General features: G+C 40.3%; 15 protein-coding genes. 1 reads left to right on the top strand and 14 read right to left on the bottom strand.

The genetic code is table 11. The annotated features are described in order from the left end of the window. Positions 1–565 precede the first annotated feature (565 nt). From AC5JM2_RS04510 to AC5JM2_RS04450, 13 genes are all read right to left on the bottom strand, one after another. Positions 566–2,800, bottom strand: a complete 2,235-nt coding sequence (locus tag AC5JM2_RS04510) for a GumC family protein (RefSeq protein ID WP_495833721.1) — start codon at positions 2,798–2,800, stop codon at positions 566–568. Between the two features lie 24 nt (positions 2,801–2,824). Next, complete coding sequence (locus AC5JM2_RS04505; protein ID WP_495833720.1) at positions 2,825–3,925, bottom strand: glycosyltransferase; 1,101 nt, start codon at positions 3,923–3,925, stop codon at positions 2,825–2,827. 793 nt (positions 3,926–4,718) lie between these two features. Next, positions 4,719–6,029, bottom strand: a complete 1,311-nt coding sequence (locus AC5JM2_RS04500) for an NAD(P)H-dependent oxidoreductase (RefSeq protein ID WP_495833719.1) — start codon at positions 6,027–6,029, stop codon at positions 4,719–4,721. Between the two features lie 95 nt (positions 6,030–6,124). Further along, the gene (gene rfbC / locus AC5JM2_RS04495; RefSeq protein WP_495833718.1) at positions 6,125–6,676 is read right to left on the bottom strand and encodes a dTDP-4-dehydrorhamnose 3,5-epimerase; all 552 of its coding nucleotides are present in this window, start codon (positions 6,674–6,676) and stop codon (positions 6,125–6,127) included. Between the two features lie 215 nt (positions 6,677–6,891). Next, entirely contained in the window at positions 6,892–7,743 is an 852-nt protein-coding gene (locus AC5JM2_RS04490) for a phytanoyl-CoA dioxygenase family protein (protein ID WP_495833717.1), read from the bottom strand. Between the two features lie 102 nt (positions 7,744–7,845). Continuing rightward, on the bottom strand, positions 7,846–8,838 hold the full coding sequence (locus tag AC5JM2_RS04485) for a glycosyltransferase family 2 protein (RefSeq protein ID WP_495833716.1): 993 nt from the start codon (positions 8,836–8,838) through the stop codon (positions 7,846–7,848). Between the two features lie 541 nt (positions 8,839–9,379). Beyond that, on the bottom strand, positions 9,380–10,408 hold the full coding sequence (locus AC5JM2_RS04480; protein ID WP_495833715.1) for an NAD-dependent epimerase/dehydratase family protein: 1,029 nt from the start codon (positions 10,406–10,408) through the stop codon (positions 9,380–9,382). 179 nt (positions 10,409–10,587) lie between these two features. Next, positions 10,588–11,529, bottom strand: a complete 942-nt coding sequence (locus tag AC5JM2_RS04475) for a glycosyltransferase family 8 protein (protein WP_495833714.1) — start codon at positions 11,527–11,529, stop codon at positions 10,588–10,590. A gap of 124 nt (positions 11,530–11,653) precedes the next feature. Next, a complete protein-coding gene (gene lhgO, locus AC5JM2_RS04470; protein ID WP_495833713.1) occupies positions 11,654–12,871 on the bottom strand; it encodes an L-2-hydroxyglutarate oxidase in 1,218 nt (405 codons plus the stop codon). A 99-nt stretch (positions 12,872–12,970) separates the two neighbouring features. Further along, positions 12,971–13,744, bottom strand: coding sequence for a glucose-1-phosphate cytidylyltransferase (rfbF, locus tag AC5JM2_RS04465; RefSeq protein WP_495833712.1), 774 nt, complete (start codon positions 13,742–13,744; stop codon positions 12,971–12,973). 411 nt (positions 13,745–14,155) lie between these two features. Further along, positions 14,156–16,351: a tetratricopeptide repeat protein gene (locus AC5JM2_RS04460; protein WP_495833711.1), complete on the bottom strand. Its 2,196-nt coding sequence runs from the start codon at positions 16,349–16,351 to the stop codon at positions 14,156–14,158. Between the two features lie 67 nt (positions 16,352–16,418). Then, entirely contained in the window at positions 16,419–17,198 is a 780-nt protein-coding gene (locus AC5JM2_RS04455; protein WP_495833710.1) for a PP2C family serine/threonine-protein phosphatase, read from the bottom strand. A 50-nt stretch (positions 17,199–17,248) separates the two neighbouring features. Continuing rightward, positions 17,249–17,923 carry a vWA domain-containing protein gene (locus AC5JM2_RS04450; protein ID WP_495833709.1) on the bottom strand — a complete coding sequence of 225 codons (675 nt, stop codon included), beginning with the start codon at positions 17,921–17,923 and terminating at the stop codon, positions 17,249–17,251. A gap of 894 nt (positions 17,924–18,817) precedes the next feature. Between AC5JM2_RS04450 and AC5JM2_RS04445 the strand changes: the two genes are divergently transcribed. Continuing rightward, complete coding sequence (locus AC5JM2_RS04445) at positions 18,818–20,236, top strand: response regulator (protein WP_495833708.1); 1,419 nt, start codon at positions 18,818–18,820, stop codon at positions 20,234–20,236. Between the two features lie 298 nt (positions 20,237–20,534). Here AC5JM2_RS04445 and AC5JM2_RS04440 read toward each other — a convergent pair whose 3' ends face one another. After that, positions 20,535–21,074 (bottom strand): HD domain-containing protein, encoded by a 540-nt coding sequence (locus tag AC5JM2_RS04440; RefSeq protein ID WP_495833707.1) that lies wholly within the window; start codon positions 21,072–21,074, stop codon positions 20,535–20,537. Between the last annotated feature and the right edge of the window lie 85 nt (positions 21,075–21,159).

The following is a 21,159-nucleotide window of genomic DNA, read 5'->3' as shown; positions in this document are numbered from 1 at the left end:
AGACGTATGAATACAAGGTTATTTTTCTTGCCCGTAAGTAATTTGATGTCTGATACACTTTGATTGTGCTTCTTGGAAATAGATAGTTATATGCTCTGCCTTCAAATATAGCAGGGATCTCTGAGCAGGGAGCAGGCGTGTGATTGTCGCGTGGTTTCCGTATTTTCTCATTCGTTGATGTCCTAATCTACCTAGCAACTGCTATATCAGAAGACAAAATAAACAATTAAGATTTTGTCTTTTTATAAATACCAAATCTGCTTAATTACTTACCTTAAAGAAGGAAGGGGGATCTGAAGGCACCAGGCAGTTGGTAACTCGCGCTGCCACAATGCACCAGAAGCTATGCTGTTGTTGTGGGAAGAGAAAATAAAACCTCGTCATACCATCGCTATGGCGAGAAGTATAAGCGTGAAACTCCCACCTCTACTAATAAAAAAACGGCATATGCTTTTCTACGTGGCATGTGCCGCTTTATTTATATTTTTCGTCGTGCGTTGGTTCTCGTTTGTCAAGCGACCCATGTTCTTTGTAGTGTACACCTTGCACTTACTGTGCCGTAGTTTTATTTCTCCACAGCTTGTTGTAGTGCAAATCGTTGTTGATGTGTATATGGCACAAATGTACTACTAGAGTTTGAGACCCCATTTGCCACAACTCCAAGTAAGTTTAACCGGCTCAACATGGCTGTAGCTTGTGTGAGTTGAGTTCGAGTCACTCTACCTATGCTAGCTACCATAACCACGCCACGACAAGATGATGCCGTAAGCATCGCATCAACTAAGCCAAGAACTGGGGTTGAATCTACAAGTACCAAATCATAGTTCTTCTCAAATGTTGCCATTAATTGCTGCATCCGAGGGGAACTTAACAGATTAGCTGGATCAGCAGGTGTTGGTCCTGCTGTCAAAATGTCAATATAGGATGAGCCTGAGGATTGGATACTAATCTGATTGGGTATTGTGACCTCACTTGCTAATAGGGTTGAAAGCCCCTGTTCGTTAGGGAGATTTAGCTGTTTGTGCAAACTGGGTTCACGTAGGTTGGCATCAATCAGGAGTACCCGTTTATGTAAACGAGCAGCACTCATTGCTAAGCCCAATGCCAGACCTGACTTACCGTCATCTGATAAAGCTGAGGTAATCATCAAAGATTTGAACGAAGCAACAGAGTTCAAAAGTTCAATGTTTTTATAAATCAGATCTAGCGATTCCCAACGTGGTGAAGATTGCAATACCTGAATTGTCCAAGGAGCAGGGACATCTGGTTTACCAAATGGTAACTTGATAACTGATTCTCTGGTTTTAGCAGGTGGTAACTTGGGAGTTGTTCCCAGTATAGGTAAAGACATTTGCCTCTCCAACTCAGCTGTGGTATGAACAGAATCATCAGCTGCTTCACGGATAAAGGCAGCAATACCTCCTAACATCAACCCAACTACTGCACCTAGCATGAGATTTTGCTGGAGGTTAGGACCCAACTGTGTACCTTCTTGGGGTTCTTCCACCATTTCCCAGTTAAATCCTCCCTTGGCAATTTCTTGCCGTAATCGGTTTTCTGCTTTCAAAAGTTCCTGCAATCTTTCGCGGCTAAGTTGTACTTGCGGCTGTAAGCGACCATAATCAGCTAACAGCTTGGGGTAATGTGTGAGTTGCGTACGTAAATCTTGCTCTTTCTTCGCCAGAACTTGGTCTTTTGCGCTTAAAGACACTATTGTTGTTTGTGTGTCCACTAACTTCCCAGCAAGGTTGAGGTCAATTGCGCTCTTCTGTCCTTGCTCTAGCAAAGGTCCTGCTTGGGTAGTTGCTTGAGTAGACTCTCCCCCTAAGGTTCGTTTTTGCTCTTCTTGCAATAGTGCCTTTTGACTTTGAAGTTGAGCTACCAACTTTTGCACGCTTGGAGCTTCCTCTGTAAAGCGTAAGCGTTCTTGTGCTAAAGCCAGTTCTGTTTTTTGAATTTCGTTCAGTAGTCCTTGATAGCGAGTAGACTGACTCAGACGAGCTTCGACAAGAGCAGTCTGTGGTGTACTTTGAAGTTGTTTTTGTATATTTTTATACGTAGCATTGGCTTCTTGATACAGAGAACGAGTTGTGCCGCGCTCTTGCGAAATCCTGCTCAATTCGTCCTGTATAGCTTTTGCCTGTGTCTCTGGATCTATAAGTTCCTGGTTTGTGCGAAATCTTTGCAATTGAGTTTCAGCCCCAGTCACCTCTTTTCTTACTGTACTTAACTGTTCTTGAATAACTTTAAGCCCTTTTCTTAAACGCTCATTCTGCTGCTGGATATTGTAAGCTAGATAAACTTTCTGAATTGCTTGCAGAACTTTATGTGTTTTTATTGGGTCTTTCCCCGTATATTGCACGTCAAATATTTTAGTAGTTACATTATCGTCTTTGTTTTTTATTTGACTTACAATCAAAGAACTTTTTAACTGACCTACGTTCATGTCTGGATATTCGCGCTTGAGTTCAGCCACTGCTTTTTTAAGCAGAGGAGAACTTTGCATCAAGCTCAGTTGGGTTGCTGCGTCTACCTGAACAGTAGGGTCAGTAAACTGACTGTCTACACCGCCAGCACTACCTTCTTTCGTTCCTTGATAGTTAGGTTCTACCAACAGCTGCATTGAGCTTCTATAGGTAGGAGCTGTTCTTTTTGTGATCACACCTGCAATAGCAACAGAAGCCACAAATGCTGCCAAAAACCAAGGAAATCTGCGTATTAAAACCGCAAACAGTTGTCCGTAACCCGGTTCTGACTCAGTAACTGGATTCCCGTATGGACTAAGACTGCTCTGAACCACTTTTACTATCCCTCAGCTAACAAATTAAATGAATAATGTATTTACAGTACAAGCTTGCTCAATGACTTGCTCAACTTTGTTAAAGAAAGCTTCCTCGGAAAAGTTTGCCACTGCATGACTACGGATGTAGTTGTAATCCCAATAGATTTCCCTGGCTTCTAGTAGTGCAGCTTGGAGTGATTCGGGTGTTTGTCTCTTAAAAAAGACTCCTGTTTTACCAGGTATTTGAGTATCTAATACCCCACCCGCTCCAAAAGCGATGACAGGTGTTCCACTAGCATTGGCCTCTACTGGAACTAAACCATAATCTTCTAGGGCTGCAACTATAACAGACTTTGCTTTAGAAAACAACTGAGTGCGTTGTATATCAGTTACGTGTCCTAAAAACTCAATATTGGATAATGCTTTAGATTTTAACCTCTCCTTTTCTGGACCACTTCCTGATATCAGCAACCGCCATCCCAGCCAGTTAAAAGCTTCGACTATTATATCAAGACGCTTGTAGCTGATCATCCGAGCCGAGGCAAGATAAAAATCTTCTTTTGTATCTGAAAAAACAAATTTACTGGTGTCAATCGGATAGTTAATAACAATGGCTTCTTTGCGGTAAGTACTTTTAATCCGACTAGCTACAATACTGGAGTTAGCAATGTAAAGGTCAGGTTCCTGTGCATAGACAAGGTCTACCTTTCTCATCATTTCAAAAACTTGTTCGATTAATGGGGCAAAATATCGATAATCTCCGTACTCACGTAAATAAGTTTCTGTGTCCCACAAAAACCGGGTAATGTTATGGCAAAAGCAAATATGGCGACCTTGGCTGTTCTTTCGCACTGCTTTGGCAAAGCTTGTGCTACTGCTGATAATAAGATCGTAGTCTTGCAAATCTAAGGCGCGAAAGGCTGGAAAATATAAGGGAGCCATCAACCTAAAATACTTCGCTGCTCCTGGAATATTTTGTAGAAAGGTTGTGTTGACAATGCGCTCACCAATGTCAATGGTTTTTTCAGGGTCGTATAAGGAAGTAAAAACGTCTGCTTCGGGGTAGCGCTTACAGAGTAACTCGAAAACGCGCTCTGCCCCTCCTTTCTGGGTTAAATAATCATGCACCAAGGCAATTTTCATATGATTCCTTAATGTATTGACTCAATACAACTATTTACAAGTGGTGATCGGTTTGCTCCGAATACTGCACCGACACTTAACAGTTCACAGACTCTAAATGCAAATCTGATTCAACCCCCCTACTTGTTCTCAAGATACTAAAACGTGATTTTTTTAGTGTTAATTTTTAATAAATATTTTGTAAGGAGAGAAGAAAGAAGTTAGTAACCTATTGGGTAAATTGGGAACTTGAGATTTGTATTGGCTACTTGAACAGAACTGATACACAGTCGGTGAGCCTGAGCGGAGTATTGCAAAAAGAACTTAAATGCTAATAGCTTATACCATAATATCCAAATAAAGTATTGCAATAACTCTAAGAGAATTCTGGATTGGGCGATAGCTTCGCGCGCAGCATAGCGGCAGATCGCCATTGCCAAGCTAACTAATTCATAAATCACCTCATAATCTGGGGGAACAGTCTTGCGGTGGAGTACATAAACTTCTCTTGTTTGAAAGGATTTCAGCAGTGCGAAGTGAAACCTTTCGGCGCATTTGTTGACGAACTGGAATTTTGTGTGATAATAAATTATCGATGCTAACTGTACGCTGAACTAACTGAAATCCCATAAGTGTGCTGAGTTGGAAGAGTAATTCAAGATTTATTATGTTTGGAATGACATCAAATCGAAAGAAGAACCTCATAGCCTTTGCATAAGACCAGAGATTCTTTACTACTCAACCTATGCTTTTTTCGCTACCGAAGTCAACCTCATAACATGAAGTATTAGTTAACTTCGGATGAAAAAATGATTTAAACTGCTGCTAAAGTTTTGGATTTGGTGAAATAAGCGTTTTGCTCAGATCGCAGTTTGTCGCATAGTCTGCCTTCAGGGAGTTCTACATCGTCGTAGGTCAAGACTTGATCTTTTGAAATATCTCGCTTCAGGCGACATCCTTCCGCTAGACCTATTGGTAAGAGGTTTTGCTGTTGAACAATGTTGGAATTTTCACATTGCCCGTATGTCATGTAGTAGCCAATGCCATCCAAGGTTTCTCCAGCCTTGAGGTCGATTTTGGCAGTGGTGATTACATCTACCAGAGGAGCACCTAAAGGACTTAAGACGTAATCTTGGAAGAGGACAGCGCGAGCAACAGACAACGGCACCTCAAAGTGACAGAGGTGATAAGGAGTGTAAAAGCTGTAGAGCGGACCTTCACCTAACTTGTACAAGTTGAGGTAGTGACGTTGCTTGGGATCGTCGTGGGTTCCAAAGACAAAGACCCCTGGACCTGGTTTTGCACCAACGACGTAATCAACGATACCACCCAGTTCTTTGAGTTGTTCGACATCGTACATTTTGGTCATTTCATCGACATGACCGTTAAAGTCATATCCCAGCATTCCTCGCTTGGCAACTGTCATACCTGTGGCATTAGCAACTATTGCTTGCTCAAAGGATATCTTTGTTCCATCGGCAAAGCTGGTGACCATGTGAGCTTTTTGACCCCAACGTTTGGCAAAAGCTTCTTGTGTGGTGGGATTGCGATAGGGGTCTTGCAAGCCTTTGATATTACCACACAACAGTGGAGTTAAGCCGATACTCTTGACGAAGCGGTAGAGATTCATTTGCACTCCTGGCTGATCCCCATCACAAGCGGTGAGGATAACTCCTGCTTTGTCAGCGTAAACTTTGAGAATAGGACCGATGGTACCATCTAATTCGGCGTTCATCATAATGATGTGCTTGTGATGGGCGATCGCCTCCATCACAACATGAGCGCCAAATTCTACTGCGCCTGTCACTTCAATCAGAGCATCGATACCCTCGGCACGACACAGTAACATTGGATCTTCAGTGACTGCGTATTGATTGCGGGCGATCGCCTCTTCTAATTCGGTGACGGTGGAAACGACTTTGCTATCTTCAATACCTGCTTCCGAATATGCTCGCACAGCTGCATCAACACTTCGGTTGGAGATAGCAACCAACTCCATACCAGGAACAGAATTTTTAATTTGATTGGCAATTCCCCGTCCCATAAAGCCAGCACCGATCATCCCAACCTTGATGGGGTTACCTGCTTCAGCACGAGCTTGTAAGGCGCGATCTACGATTATCATTCGTTAAACTCCTATGAATAATATTTGCGAATTGCTTAGTTGTTGATTGTTAATGAGTCGTTTTTCCTATCACCGCACTGGCCAACCACTAACAACTAAACATTTCCTCCAACGCTCATCATTTTCATCAAAGGCCAATTCTTATCTTTCTCGGAAATGTCAGTTACTTCCAATGGCCATTGAATATTGAAAAATGGATCATCATAGCGCAACCCCTGCTCATATCCAGGTGTGTAAAACTCTCCTACCTGATACGCGACCTCAGCAGAGTCTGTTAGTGTTTGATAGCCGTGGGCGAACATTTCTGGAACATATAAGGCGCGATGGTTTTCTGCAGTTAATTCCACACCGATATATTGAAGGTAACTCGGAGACTCCGGACGCATATCAATAATCACGTCATAGATAGCGCCTTGGGTACAGCGGACTAATTTCGTTTCCGCTGCTGGTAGAGTTTGATAATGCATTCCCCGCAGCGTCCCTTTTTTGTAGTTAAAAGATAGATTGCATTGGGCAACCGTTGGCTTTAAACCATGTGCCTCAAATTCTTGAGCGCAGAAAGTACGGGCAAAGAAACCACGATGATCCTGCTTTTGTTCTAGCTCAATGATGTACGCGTCTTTCAGTTCAGTTTCTACAAAAATCATGGGTAACCTCGCTTGAAATCTTAACTACACAGTGGCACTCGGTCATTTCAGATTTTTCTTCGTGTTTTTTGCAACTTATTTTGAAGCCCTGTAGAGGTGTAGGGGTGAAGCGGCGGTCGTTATGCACCGAGGGTAACCCGAAGACAGACAACAGTTCACCAAAAGGGCTTCAATAGGAGTAGAACACAAAGAAATTCTTCAACTGAAGAATCGCACTATCTTAGAGCTGTGACAGATGATGGTTCTTGATAGGACTCTGGTTTTGCAAAAGTATCATCCCAGTACTGGGTACAAAGTTCAGGTCGCTTCGGTGGGTTTGCAGTGTAAGTAAAAAATAGTGCTGGTCTTTCTTCTGTCCGTAGTGTTCCGTGGTGTAAAGCAATTTTTGGATCTGTAAAAATCACAGTACCTGCTGGACCTGGACATGATTTCCACTGGTGTTCCGGGATGACTTCCTTAAGCTGTTCATCAGTGATTCCTAAGTAACCTGACTGCCAAAGCTTGTAGTAAATCCGGTAATAATTGAGACTGTATAAAGAAGTCAAAGATACCGGAACGTATTCAAAAGGACCGTGTTTTTCTTCTACATCGGACAAATAAATGATCATTTTGAGCATCCGACGGTCTTCTGAGTCTTTATGCCATAACAGTGTACCAAACTGATCTTCGTTAGGAAAATCTTTACGTAAATGTACGCCCTGAAAAGCAACAGGAAGACCGATGTAATTCTCGATGATATTAAGTAGCTTTTGTTCCCGTCCCCACTGAGAAAATTCTGGTAAATCTGTAACGGTATAAATTTGTGGCAGTCTTTTTGTTAGGTGGCTATTGCCTGCATCTGTCATTCTAGATAGTTGATTGTAAGATGCTTTGAGAAGATTAGATGTAGAGCCAAGTCCCAACTTTTCGAGTGTTGTCACATAAACTCCATCGCGTTTGACGGTATCGACAATCACGCGATCGCTTTCTTCCAGAGCAGGCAATTTTCTTGTATGGTTTAGGAGTGCTGCTCTATAACCTAACTCAGATGTCAACTGAGATAATTTGTTGATAGTACTGTTAAACATAGAATAACTACCTTGTTCGTTTGATTCATTACCCCTTCGGGGTTCGCCAGTCGCTCATGGGGGAAACCCCAAGACCGCGCTGGCTCACAAGTCTTATTTTCGTCAGTTTTGAGTGAATGGTTCTGTTGTTTGTGCCATTTTAAATTCTTTAGTAGGAACTGCGTCAAAAACAGACAGACCTACTAAAGTCAAAAAGGGAACTATTGTTTTAATAGCGAACATAGGCCATCTTCTCAAAGCACCTAAGAAAACTTTCAAATTAGCTTCTTTTAAACTCTGGAACATCATCCGGCGGTAAAATTGCTTAGAGTATCCGTTCTCCTCCAATTTCGTGACAACTTCCGGTAAGTGCTTGTATTGCATTAACAGTGCTGATTGTGGATCTTTTTGCCAATAACTCACACCAACAATACATTCCATATAAATATCTTTAGTAACAATTATCTTGCCGTTAGCAGCGCAATATCCAGCTAAGTATGCTAAAGATATCCAGTTATTCTCAGCTTCTGACCAAATTTGAAGAGCGCGTTGTACTAAGTCAGTACGATATACTGAAGCAGTCAGAAAGATGACTGCGCCAACACTTTTTGAAAAACAGTGTTCAAAGATAGCTTTTCCATCACCGCTTCCATCTTCATTATCAATATCAAACCAACGGTTACCTACTATTGTGGGTGGATGTACAGGTTCCCCGGTAATTTGGTTACGACCAGAAAAATTAAGGAACAATAATGATAAATCTTCATTATATTTTTTGAGTTTGTTAATGACATAAGTGACTGTTCTATCCTGAATGGGATCATCATCACCAATTGTCCAAACATATTTGGTCGTTGCGGACTTTAAGCAATGAATAATATTCCGCATGACACCAATGTTTTCAGCATTTCGGCTGGACTTAAATGTAATATGAGTGAGATTTGTTTGCCACTTTTTAATCACCTCTTGAGTATTATCCGTTGAACAATTATCTGAAACAAAAATTTCACATTCCGATTCCAAACCAACGAGCACTTGAGCAACCCATGCCAGTTGCTTATCAAGTAGTTGGGCGCGATTGTAAGTCGGTATCGCAATAGTAAGTAGTTTTTTCATGGTGGACTGTACATAAGGTTGTGTTTGATGTAAATTGAGTCAATGTGGATTTTGCATATCTCATTATGACTTTTGATTTGAATAAGCGAAGGTGTGACAAGAAAATGAGATGAAGACTTAAGACTGCAAGAAGACACACAACTCAGGTTTTAAAATAATACTACGCTATAGCAGGTCATCTTATCTTCTCAAAACTCTTCACCTAAACAACATTTAAAAAGATACATATTTTTTTTAAATTTGAATTATTTAGGTTAAATAGCGGTTGTCAGGTAGATTAGGACATGAACTAATGAGAAAATACGGACACCACCAGACAATCACACGCCTGTTAAGAGTTCCCGTTCGGCTGACGCTCACCTTGGCGTTGCCTGTTAAGCGTTCCCTGCTATATGTCCTAATAGAGTTGGCGACAGCTATATTATTTTGCACGGTAAAATTACCAGACTATGATACATTGATGATTTCAACAATTCCGAAAAAATATAATTGAGTCGGAATTGTTGAAATCACTTTTTTGTCTATAACTTCGACAAGATAATTACTTCTGACTCCAGAAGAAATCTTTGTCAATTTGTTGTGTACGGATGAGGTATTCTAATTGCTTCAAGCGAGTGAAGCCTCTAGATAAGAAAACTTCTTCATTCATATCAATTTGCGAGAACAAATCATGCAACTGTTGTGCTCCTCGTTGAGCATTCCAATCACACTTAAAGCCAGGTAAAACAGTATTGATTTTCTCAAAAGATACGCGATAACTGCGATTGTCTGCACCTTGAGTGCCAAAGCTCAATTTACAATCTGGGAAAACTTGAGCAATAATTTCGGCAACTTCTTTGACTCGATAATTATTTGCTGTATCTCCTACGTTAAAAACTTGGTTGTGTACGATATCACGAGGTGCTTCTACTGTGCAAACAATTGCTTTGCAAATATCCAGTGCGTGAACTAATGGACGCCAAGGCGTACCATCACTAGTCATCTTAATTTCTTTGGTTGTCCATGCCAAACCTGACAAATTATTTAAAACAATATCAAAGCGCATTCTGGGGGAAGCACCAAAAGCAGTGGCGTTCCGCATAAAAGTTGGAGAAAAGTCATCATCTGCTAATGGCTTGACATCTCGCTCTACTAATGTTTTACATTCTGCATAGGCGGTTTGGGGATTGACAGGAGATTCTTCTGTGACATCACCCTCAGTAGCAACACCATAAACACTGCATGAGGACATGTACACGAAGCGACGTACACCCGCTTCTTTTGCCAATTTGGCAAGACGAAGTGAGCCTTTATGGTTAATTTCGTAAGTAATGTGTGGTGCAAGCTGTCCAGTGGGATCATTTGATAGTTCAGCCATGTGAACGATCGCATCAACACCTTGCAAATCTTCTACGGTGATATTGCGAATATCTTTATTGAGAGTTTTGGCTGTTATCTCAGTACCATTGTACAACCAACCTACTTTGTAATAACCAGTATCTACTCCGATGACTTCATGTCCCCGTTCAATTAACAACGGAGGTAATAAACTGCCAAGATAACCTTCAGTACCAGTGACTAGAATTCTCATTGTTTTTCGTTCCTGTTCAAGTTTAGTTTCACGTCGTAAACAAATTACCTTGGTGAAGTACGGTGCATGATTCTGTGTAGGATGGTTTAGGCAGTTTCATCATAATGGGTTTATGACTACAGAAATTCTTGCCTTTACTCACCTTTTGTGTATATGTTATGCACGGTAACACACCATGTTTAAAGTTTTGAAGTAGTCAACGATGTTACTTTCATAAATTTTCTCCAAAGCCGTCTCCAAATGGTGTCTCGCCATCCTGACCACTGGGTCATGTCAAGATATTGGAAGAACAAATGTTTTTTCGGATGTTTACATTCTTCTCGCAATCCTGCATACCAGGGTTTGGGAGAATTTGTAAAGTGAATAACACAAGGGTTGTCCTGCAGTTCGTGATAAATATCTTCCGTGAAGGGGCTGTCTTTCCAGGATGAATATTCATGTATTTTGGGCATTTGATTCCATTTTGGGTGAAGTTCTCCCCATTTCCCTGCAAGAACTGCGTTTAGACCATCCTGATCATTGCGTACATACTCTCTATTTTGTTTTATGTATTCAAGGACTTTTCTGCCAATATTCTCTGTTCGCCACTTGTCAAGATTTATCACTAAAAGTCCGGAGTTGAAATATTTCTCATCCGGACTAATTCCCACCTCATGATAGTTTCTTAAACCTTCAGACATTCCTACGTACAATTCAACATCGTCTTGAACTGCTAATGCATAGTTATCTCCCATGTCAATCGCCCATAACTCTGCCAAGTCTCCCGTGACTACCATGTCGGTGTCTAAGTAAATAGCCTTGTGAAATTCTTTTGGTAAAAATTCGGTAATTAGAAGCCGATAATAGCAAGTCGGTGTTAAATGTCTAGTCAATACTAAGTTTTCAAAGACTGCATTGTCTGGCTGTATCCATGAAATACTGATCTGTTCTTTGTTAAATGATTTACTAATTCTGCGTTTGTTAACTTCGGTAATACCTCCATCAAGAACATATAATGCTATGTGATGATTCTTTCTAAGGTTGGCAACTGCGGAACGAACTGTAACAGCAAGCGGCATGGCATAGTTATTATCAGCAGCACAAACAAGAACGATTGGCTGAACATCCGAGTTAAGGAACATTAGTTTTCCCCTGATCACTAATTACAACCTTAAATTAGATGTTCTCGCAAATTGAAGGATGCCACAATGCCTGTGCTTTTTCTTAACACTATGAACTTAAGCAAGTACAGGCAAGCGAAATATTTTAGACTTGAGTGACTACAGCCTTGAGATGCGGCTGTTGGGGAATTTTGGCAACAATTGCTTTGCCTATTTCTATGGAAGATGTTGCTGCTGGGGAAGGGGCGTTACAAACATGAACAGAGTTTTGACCTTGAACAATCAAAAAGTCATCTACCAGTTTGCCATCATTCATCAGTGCTTGGGCGCGAACACCCGCGTGGGTGGGGACTAAATCCTCTTGTTGAACTTCAGGAATGAGTTTTTGCAAACTTCTGGTGAAAGCTGCTTTACTAAAGGAGCGAATAATTTCTTGAATTCCTTCATCTGCGTGTTTTGCTGCGAGTTTCCAAAAACCAGGAAAAGTCATCACTTCCGCAAAATCACGCAAGTCAACGTCTGTTTTTTTATAGCCTTCGCGCTTAAGACTTAAGACTGCGTTTGGTCCGGCGTGTACGCTACTATCAATCATGCGTGTAAAATGGACACCCAAGAAGGGAAAGTCTGGATTAGGAACTGGGTAAATTAAACCTTTCACCAAGTAGCGTTTTTCTGGTGTCAGTTCGTAATACTCTCCCCGGAAAGGAACAATTTTTGCTTTGGGATCAGTTTTGCCCATTTTGGCAACGCGATCGCTATGTAATCCAGCACAATTGATCACAAAGCGAGTTTCAAAAGTACCACCGTTCGTTTCTAATACCTGATGTTTTCCACTGATAACTATTTTTTCAACCTTGGTATTGAGACGAAGTTCTCCTCCCTGCTGTCTAATAATTTCGGCATATTTGTAGCAAACTTGCTTGTAATTCGCAATACCAGTTGAAGAAACTAAAATTCCCCCAACGCTAGTCACATGAGGTTCAATTTCTCTGACTTCCTCTGGAGTTATTCTTTTTACGTCTATGCCATTTTCTAAACCTCGCGTGTAAAGATTTTCTAGGCGAGGTAACTCTGTTTCATTAGTAGCAACTATGACCTTACCGCAAATTTCATGCTCAATTCCATGTTCTTGGCAAAATTCCACCATTGAACGACAACCGTCACGGCAAAATTTAGCTTTGAAACTACCCGGCTTGTAGTAAATACCAGAATGAATGACGCCACTATTATTACCAGTTTGGTGAAAAGCCCAATTGCTCTCTTTTTCTAAAACTAGAATGCGAGCATTGGGATAGCGTTTACCTAAAGCCATAGCGGTGGAAAGACCAACAATACCCCCACCTATAATCGCGAAGTCATACATGAGTATTCTAGCTCCCGGAATATAGAAGTATGAATCAAGAATGAATTGTAAAAAATCAAGAACGATGAGTGAAGAATGAATGTACCTTCTTTTTTTATCTCACCATACCTTCCAAGGAGCCTTATTATTCTTCCACAAATCCTCAAGATAATTTTTATCTCGCAAAGTATCCATTGGTTGCCAAAAGCCAGTATGTTTGTAAGCAGATAGCTGTTCCATTTCTGCCAGCTTTTCTAATGGTGTCTGCTCCCAAATAGTAGAATCATCATTAACGAAATTGATGACTTCTGGCTCTAACACAAAATAACCACCATTAATCCAAGCTCCATCTCCCTCTGGCTTTTCCCGAAAACTAGTGATTTTTGTTTGTTCTTGTCCTAAGACAATAGCACCAAAACGTCCGGGTGGTTGAACTGCTGTCATTGTTGCTAAATTATTTTGTTTTTTGTGAAAATTAATTAATTCTTCAACATTGACATCACTAACGCCATCACCGTAGGTGAAGCAAAAAGTTTCATTACCAATATGCTCTCTGACTCGCTTCAACCGTCCACCCGTCATTGTGTTGTCACCTGTATCTACTAAGGTGACACGCCAGGGTTCTGCTTTACCTGCATGCACGTTCATCTGGTTAAATCGCATGTCAAAGGTTACGTCTGACATATGTAGGAAGTAGTTGGCAAAATACTCCTTTATGACGTAACCTTTGTAACCACAGCAGATAATAAAATCATTAATGCCGTAGGTGGAATAAATTTTCATAATATGCCATAATACAGGCTTACCACCAATTTCCACCATAGGCTTGGGTTTGATGCTCGTTTCTTCACTGATACGTGTACCAAGACCTCCAGCCAGAATTACTGCTTTCATAAACTTATCTCTAGGTTTCTAGGTAGATGAGTTATCAACTTTTCATGCGCTAAGTGGAGAAAAGTTGTTTTTAATTTTCTCAGTATATAATTTAGCCGTAAATTTACGCTTAAGTATGAAGACAATATAAATAAATCTATCTTAAGTATGAAAAAATGAACAAGCTTTGTAACTATCTTAAATCTACAGATAAGAGCATTAAATAAGGTTTAAAAAATGCAAGATAAGACAGAGAAAATAACCAAGTCTTGCTGTTTTTGATAATAGTAAAAAATAACTTGTTACAGAATTGCGAACACACAAAATAATCAATACTAACAACGCATGTTGGCGCAAACCTAGCTTTGAATTTTTAGACAGATCTGATCCGAGGTTTCCTCAGATCAGAATTTTGGAGGGGTAGTGCCGTACTTAGTTGCTTTTTGAGGATGTATTCGTGGTGGTTTGCAAAAAAGTATCGCATTTATTTTCAACAACAACACAGATGCTGCTTAATGCTTGCTGGTAATTATCCATATCCTCTTGTTCCAAAGATATTTTAGCAGCCTTCTGCAAATCATCAACTGCTTGCTTATTATACTGACTAGATTTGCCACCTCCATATTGTGCAAGTTCGTAGCGGACAACACCTCGTTTTAAATAGACTTTTGACAGTTTGGGATTGATATTTAATGCCTGATCAAAGTCAGCAATTGCCTGTTTATATTCTTGCTCAAAATCACTGCTATATTGTGCTACTTGATAACGTACCAAACCTCGCTGAAAGAAGGCTTCGGCTTTTGAGGAATTCAAGCTAAGTGCCTGATTGAAGTCAGCAATTGCTTTCTTATACTCATTTTGAGAATCGCCACTGTATTTAGCAACTTGTGAACGAACAACACCTCGTCTGATGTATGCTTCTACTTCATTCGGATTAAGACGCAGGGCATTGTTATAGTCTGCAATTGCTAGATTATACTCTTTGTCTGGATCGCTGCTATATTCAGCAAGCATATAGCGGGAATTTCCTCGATTGACATACGCTTTTATTTCCAAGGGATTGATTCCAATTGCTTGACTGTAGTCTGCAAGTGCCGCTTCATACTCTTTGAGGTTATAGTGAGCATTGCCACGGTTTACATAAGCTTTTGCGTATTTTGGATCTTTTTGTATTGCTTGAGTGAAATTCTCAATTGCTTGTTGGTAATCTTTCACTTTGTATGAAGCATGGCCCTGCTTGTAGTAATCAGCAAAATTTTGTTGATTGTTGTGGGTTTTCTTTTGTTGCAAAGAAATCACATTTTGCCGAGCGTAAGAATTTTCAGCAAGAAAGGGGCGATTTGTGAATTTGACCATTAAATCCAAATACCCCAAGGCACCAACAAGACCAAGCAAGCAGAAAACAACAGGGTATAAATTCTGCTTTTTCTGAGGTTTATAGTAAGGAATTTTTTGGGTAAAGACAGAACTACGATATGCAGTGTTGGTGAATGGAATGGTTGGTTGCTTTGTACGAGGAACTTGAGCTTGGCGTTTTTTCTTTGGTACTCGCGGTTGTAAATGTTCTTTATTTGCGATCGCCTTTAAAGATGGGAATGGATCACGTCCACCTAATCGCAATGTACGTTCGCACCAAGGACATTTGTCCAAGTGGTTGCTATAGCGATGTTGGGGGTTAACAGTGCAGCTGATGAGCGAGTTTTCAGCATCAGCTAGTGCTGTGAGCCAAGTTTGAGCATTGGGGCGTATCTGCGGGTTGTTGTGACCATCCTCAAAACAACGTATAAATAGTTCCTGTAAACCCGGAGGAAGAATTTCCCAACGAGGTGCGATGGGTGTTGGAACGTAAGGTACGCGACGCTTTTGACTGTAGGTAAAATGTCCGGCTACAATACGTCCTTCATATGGTGGAGGTTCACCCGCTCCTTGATAAATCCCGGAAAATGGGTGTGTCCCTTCCATTAAAAGTTGAAATATCAGTACCGCTAACCCAAACAAGTCATGACTGAAATTGCGATCGCACTGAGCAAAGGTTTTGTTGTGAAGTTCTGGTGGGGTAAATTCTGCTTTCCCTACATGACAGCGATAAATGACTCCATTTTCTGGATCTTTTACCTGGAATGAATCGGTGTCTACTATTGTCACCAATGCCATGTCACTGACGAGGATATTAGATTCATTTACATCGCCAACACAGTATCCGCGATCGTGTAACGCAGCAAAAGCCGAAGCGAGATTGCGAGCAGTGCGGATTAAATACTGATAGTTGAACAAAGGACATTGCTGGCGGCGAGTTCTAGGATTGTAAAAGTCGATGATTGGACGCATTCCCTGAATGCGCGGCATCAAAAAGCCTATCACCTCACGGCTTGGGTTCGACGATCGCAACAATTCAATCGGCCAAGCTATGGAAATATGCCCCAAGCTCGCGGTTGGGTTGTCTGGCGGGTGGGCAAGCATGACCTCCAATTTGCGAGCTTGGGCAGGTGTTGGTTTGTGGTAAACCTTCGCCACTAAACCAGCATCTGTTGGTACTGTGTATATGCATGCCTCACCGCCTCGTCCTAAACTTACGGTCAGGCTGACATTACTGATTTGTTGGTTGGGAAGACAACGTAGTACCTGCATGATATATTTTTATAGATACCCTATGAATTTATACACTTCCAGACAAACGAATTCGCACACCTGTTTATTAATCACTCAAAGCAGCAATTATGAGTGTCAAGTCATCATCTGTACGTTGCGTGATTCGCTCGGAACGCAAAAACCTCACTAATTGCTCTTTTGCCACTGTTTTGTCATCTGCATTAGCTGCGAACTCAAATAGTGGGATAAAGAATGGTTTATGAGGAACTCCCACTGCCATATTTAAGGCAAGCATTTGTAGTCCATCTGTGAGGACACCAACATTGGCTACTGCCTGACGCCATAATCTTAGTTGCACAGCATCTAGGGCTGTCGGTGAGGTCAAAAAAACTGTCTCGTTGATATATTCACCACTGTCAGGCATGGTCAGCGCGATCAGGTTATCCTGAAAATCTCTTACCACTGCTACACCATCCCCGATTTGTGCCACTGCCACAAATTCTGGTGTTGCCAACGCAATAATCAGCGTACTTGCCAAATCCAAGGACTGCTTCTGGGAAGCTACGGCCTCTTCCTCGACCGCTTTCTTGGCAGCAATTATTGCCTCGGTCAAAAGTGAGCGCACAGCACTATCATCGACTAATGTTCGTCGAGAAAATTCTTTGATAGAGATGTTTTCTATCGCTGTTTCCACAGCAATCATTGCTCCCACCTTACCCATGCTTGCACTACCTGCTCCATCCGCTGCCGCAACCACTAAGATATTATCTGGCAAAATCTGCCAATGGTGAGCATCCTGACACAATTGTTTGTTCTTCAAATGACTTGTTCCACATACCGATGCAGCTACTACCCGCCAATGAGGTCTTTGTTTAGAAGTGTTCATAGATGATCTTTGGTTACTGCTCTTTTTTGAGCATTTTGTCACATCTTCTACTAAACAGAACCCCAGCCAATAGGTGGTAGTGCCACTTGTTCGTCTACTTTGGAATGAGAAACAGCTGACATACTGGCTGATAGCCAAACAAACATTTCAACAAAATTGAGTCCTTGGAGTTTTAAGGGTGTACGTACAGCTATTTGACTTAGCCGCGTCATATTCGCATTGTCTACGCCTACAGTAAAGAATGCTACACGTTTTCTTGATTCATCCTCTTGTAGACGCCGCGCTGCTTGCTCTACAACATCTTCAGACTCGCCTTGTGGCTCACCATCAGTAATCATGAATACCCAAGGACGATAGTAAGCAATACCATTGGCACGATATTGAGCTTTTCGTTCTTGAATCATGTCCAAGGTTTTATGAATTCCAATACCCATACTCGTCAGTCCCTGTGCTGTAAGTAGCGGCGGACTGAATTGGTCAGCAGTCACAAAGTCCTGTACTACATTGACATGACTATCAAAAGTAACTATTGCTACTTCAACCCTCCTTGCCGCTAAGGCATTTTTTGTTAATTCTTCCCTGAAACTCTGTAAACCCTGATTTAATGAATCTAATGCTACACCTTGCATTGAGCCAGATGTATCTAGAAGAAGTACACAAGGACAACGAGGTTCTGGATTTTCCGCAAACTCCACTACTTCATCAAGTTTTAATGTATCATGCATAACTTTTCGTGTTATGTTATAGTCCAAAGCTTAGCTTTCCTTTTCCTCAAAGTATATAGTTTATAGCACTGACAAAACCATATCTAATTTATTTTGGTTCAGATAGCTTACTATCTCTTTAACAAAATTCCGCCGCTAAATTCATGACAAATTCTTGGTTGAATTTTATCTCAGACATAATTTAAGTAAAACTGAGCCAACAAGTTAGTCAGCATGATCTTATGTGCAAGAAAAACGAGTTTTATACGTAATACGTATACGATACAGTATCTCAGTACCTTTGCTGACGTAGAAATTTAAAGATTCGATGTAGAAAGGTAGGATTAAAGATGAAAATAACTAATTAAAGTTTATCAAACGACTCAGATCACAACTCCTCTGTTACCTTAATTAACTAACTAAAATTGAACAAGGATAATGCAAAATTCAGCAACTACAACTCAGAATGCAATAAGTGGGAGATTGGGACGCATTTTGTCTGGAGTCAAGTAAGCCTTGACTCGGTTATTTGTCAAGCCCCACGATTGCTAGTTCGGTTATATCGGCTAACTTGACTGTAAAAGGACCCTCATGTTCTACCGCTGAGAGCGCAACCACTTTTTCAAAGATTTGGTTGGAAACCCAACACCTGACTCTCCACCCACTCGCATAGAACTCATACTCAGTTGTTTTTTGTTAAAAAACTTGAAAAATTTCCTTTGTTATTCATGTTACGAAAAAATGTAACATACTAGCTATAATATCCCTTTATAGCTTGTAATATATGTATAGAACCCAAATCACGAGAAAATTTCTGTATAAAGAAATCTCAAAGTTAGAGAGATACTATTATTTATTACCGAGCACTCGAAAATTCAAACAATCGGTCTCCTTTTACAGAAAATCTCTAGAGAAATGAATAATTTTGGCACATTTACCAAACTACGTCCTCTAAGCTTATTAAGACATTTATCTAATTGTTCTGAGAGTACTTGTTTACAAGTGCTTGGCAGTTCTGTTTCCTGGTCAATATATCTAGAACAGGGAAAAATAACATATGCTACTCATTCTGTTGAACCGTTTGATCGCTTGGAACGTCATTTGCGTCGCTTAAGCCATCATGTTCCTAGCATCGTTGGTGAGGTTCGTGTTCAATTACGTTTAATGTTTGAACCAGACACCAAAAGTCAATCAATCGTCCATGACAGTGATACTCAAGATGAATTGATTCCTCCCCCACTACCTCCTGAATATCAAGCTATTTGCTGGTTGGTAAGCGAACGGTATTTACATTCTACACAAGCAGCAGTCCTGATCCAAGAATTGGTAAAAGAAGTGCTGGAATCATTTATTTTAACCAAACAAGCAACTTTTACATTAAAAGATTCTGATTGTCGAGTTCCAACTATTTGCAAACTTGATGTGGAAAAAATTGCGGAACGTTGCCAACAAAAGTTGCAGAATTGGCATTCATTGGGACCCCAAATTTCTTCTCCCTATCAACGTCCATATTTGTTAATTAAAACCACAGATATTCCAAATAAATTATCAGGAATAGATCCTCAGTTAACTGAGTGGATGAAAGGTTTTAGTTTGCGACATTTGTCAGTGATAATGAATCAAGACGAAGTCCAACTCGCCAAAATATTATACCCTTATATTTTAAATGGCACAATACTATTACATGAACCAGACCCACCCTTTGATAAATTACCAAAGACTTTTACAGATTTCATACAACCTTCTAGTTCTATTACCGAATCAACTCATACTAAACTGCTTGATTCAGAAGTAGCATCAAGTCGCACTATCTCAAAGGATAACTCTGCTATTTCTGCAAGTTATGCCGCTACTCAACAGCGACAAACTCCAGTTTCTCCTGAGAAGGAACAAATTCAGAAATCAACAATATCCAATAACAACAATCTTAAACATGAAGTAGGAACTTCCGCTACTCTCACCCCACGAAAAGTCTACAAAGTTATTTCTGTAGATGATAGTCCCACCATGCTTAAAGAAATTAGCCGCTTTTTAGAAGATGAAAATTTTTCTGTCGTGACAATCAATGATCCACTCAAAGCCGTTATGTCCGTTATTAGGTACAAACCAGACTTAATATTACTGGATTTGAATATGGACGGGATGGATGGTTATGAATTATGCCGAATTGTCCGAAATAATTCAATGTTCAAAAAAACTCCCATAATTATGGTAACGGGAAATAAAGGACTTGTAGACCGAGTTAAAGCAAGATTGGTAGGAGCTTCTGGATATTTAACTAAACCTTTTACTCGTGCAGATTTACTCAAAATTGTGTTTACATATTTGGCTTAGTGATTCAGCTCTTAATTATTAAAAATAAAATCGAGCAATTAGGATGTAAAAAAACATTTTTGAGAATACAGACAATTAAGTAATTGAGGTACAACGCTCTTGTCTAAAAGCTAGGCAAAAAGGCATTTTTACTTCTGACTTGGTGACTTCTGCTATATTTCTTAGTGTGTATATAGCAGTCCTAAATGAGATTGTAAATTCTCCCATGAGGGATCTTAACAGGAATTGTTTATAAATAATTTAGGATTGATATATTAATTAATGTATATTTTTTCGTGTTTTGCTGGCTGATTTGAGTTTAATCCCTTAAATCTTTTAGTGATATAAATATAGATTTTAGTTGCTGTGCGGACAAAGCTTGATTAGCACTTTCAAAAAATACTGATAAATTTGCTAGCCCCAGGTGTTCGTATACACTAGCTTGTAAAGCCATTTCTAATCGGTCAAGCTGATGAACAAACTGTGATTCAGGAGATTCCCCCTTTTCGTAATCTTCCCATAAAGCAATCCACTCTAATCCATGAGGAAGTTTGTTCAGTACTTGAAGAATAGACTCCTTTTCTAGTTGATATTTTTGATTTTGTTCTATAGCATCTTTTGGAGTAAAGTCCCCAGCATATACTTCTCCTAAATCATGGATTAAAGCCATACGAATGACCTTGGTTGTGTCTAATTTCAGATGATATTCATCAGCCAAAAATAAAGCTAATAGTGCAACACAAAATGAGTGTTCTGCAACACTCTCACAAGACTTTGGTTCAATACCGTGGTTTAGCCAACCCTGACGATAGAGATGTTTAAGATGATTAAACTCAAAATAAGCTTCAATAATAGGCAAGGTTTGCTTGCCGTTTAAAAGAGTAATAGGTAAGGGACTTCCAAGCAATAAAATCACCCAAAGCAAGAATGATAATCATTTGGAG

The sequence above is a fragment of the Brasilonema angustatum genome (assembly GCF_059505445.1).
The sequence above is the reverse complement of the archived record's forward strand: the minus strand, read 5'-3'. Positions and strand labels throughout refer to the sequence as shown.

Bases quoted from the DNA above. Each gene is read 5' to 3' on its own strand.
- AC5JM2_RS04505 (WP_495833720.1), bottom strand. From the start codon at position 3,925: ATGAAAATTGCCTTGGTGCATGATTATTTAACCCAGAAAGGAGGGGCA.
- AC5JM2_RS04500 (WP_495833719.1), bottom strand. From the start codon at position 6,029: ATGATAATCGTAGATCGCGCCTTACAAGCTCGTGCTGAAGCAGGTAAC.
- rfbC (WP_495833718.1), bottom strand. From the start codon at position 6,676: ATGATTTTTGTAGAAACTGAACTGAAAGACGCGTACATCATTGAGCTA.
- AC5JM2_RS04490 (WP_495833717.1), bottom strand. From the start codon at position 7,743: ATGTTTAACAGTACTATCAACAAATTATCTCAGTTGACATCTGAGTTA.
- AC5JM2_RS04485 (WP_495833716.1), bottom strand. From the start codon at position 8,838: ATGAAAAAACTACTTACTATTGCGATACCGACTTACAATCGCGCCCAA.
- AC5JM2_RS04480 (WP_495833715.1), bottom strand. From the start codon at position 10,408: ATGAGAATTCTAGTCACTGGTACTGAAGGTTATCTTGGCAGTTTATTA.
- AC5JM2_RS04475 (WP_495833714.1), bottom strand. From the start codon at position 11,529: ATGTTCCTTAACTCGGATGTTCAGCCAATCGTTCTTGTTTGTGCTGCT.
- lhgO (WP_495833713.1), bottom strand. From the start codon at position 12,871: ATGTATGACTTCGCGATTATAGGTGGGGGTATTGTTGGTCTTTCCACC.
- rfbF (WP_495833712.1), bottom strand. From the start codon at position 13,744: ATGAAAGCAGTAATTCTGGCTGGAGGTCTTGGTACACGTATCAGTGAA.
- AC5JM2_RS04460 (WP_495833711.1), bottom strand. From the start codon at position 16,351: ATGCAGGTACTACGTTGTCTTCCCAACCAACAAATCAGTAATGTCAGC.
- AC5JM2_RS04455 (WP_495833710.1), bottom strand. From the start codon at position 17,198: ATGAACACTTCTAAACAAAGACCTCATTGGCGGGTAGTAGCTGCATCG.
- AC5JM2_RS04450 (WP_495833709.1), bottom strand. From the start codon at position 17,923: ATGCATGATACATTAAAACTTGATGAAGTAGTGGAGTTTGCGGAAAAT.
- AC5JM2_RS04445 (WP_495833708.1), top strand. From the start codon at position 18,818: ATGAATAATTTTGGCACATTTACCAAACTACGTCCTCTAAGCTTATTA.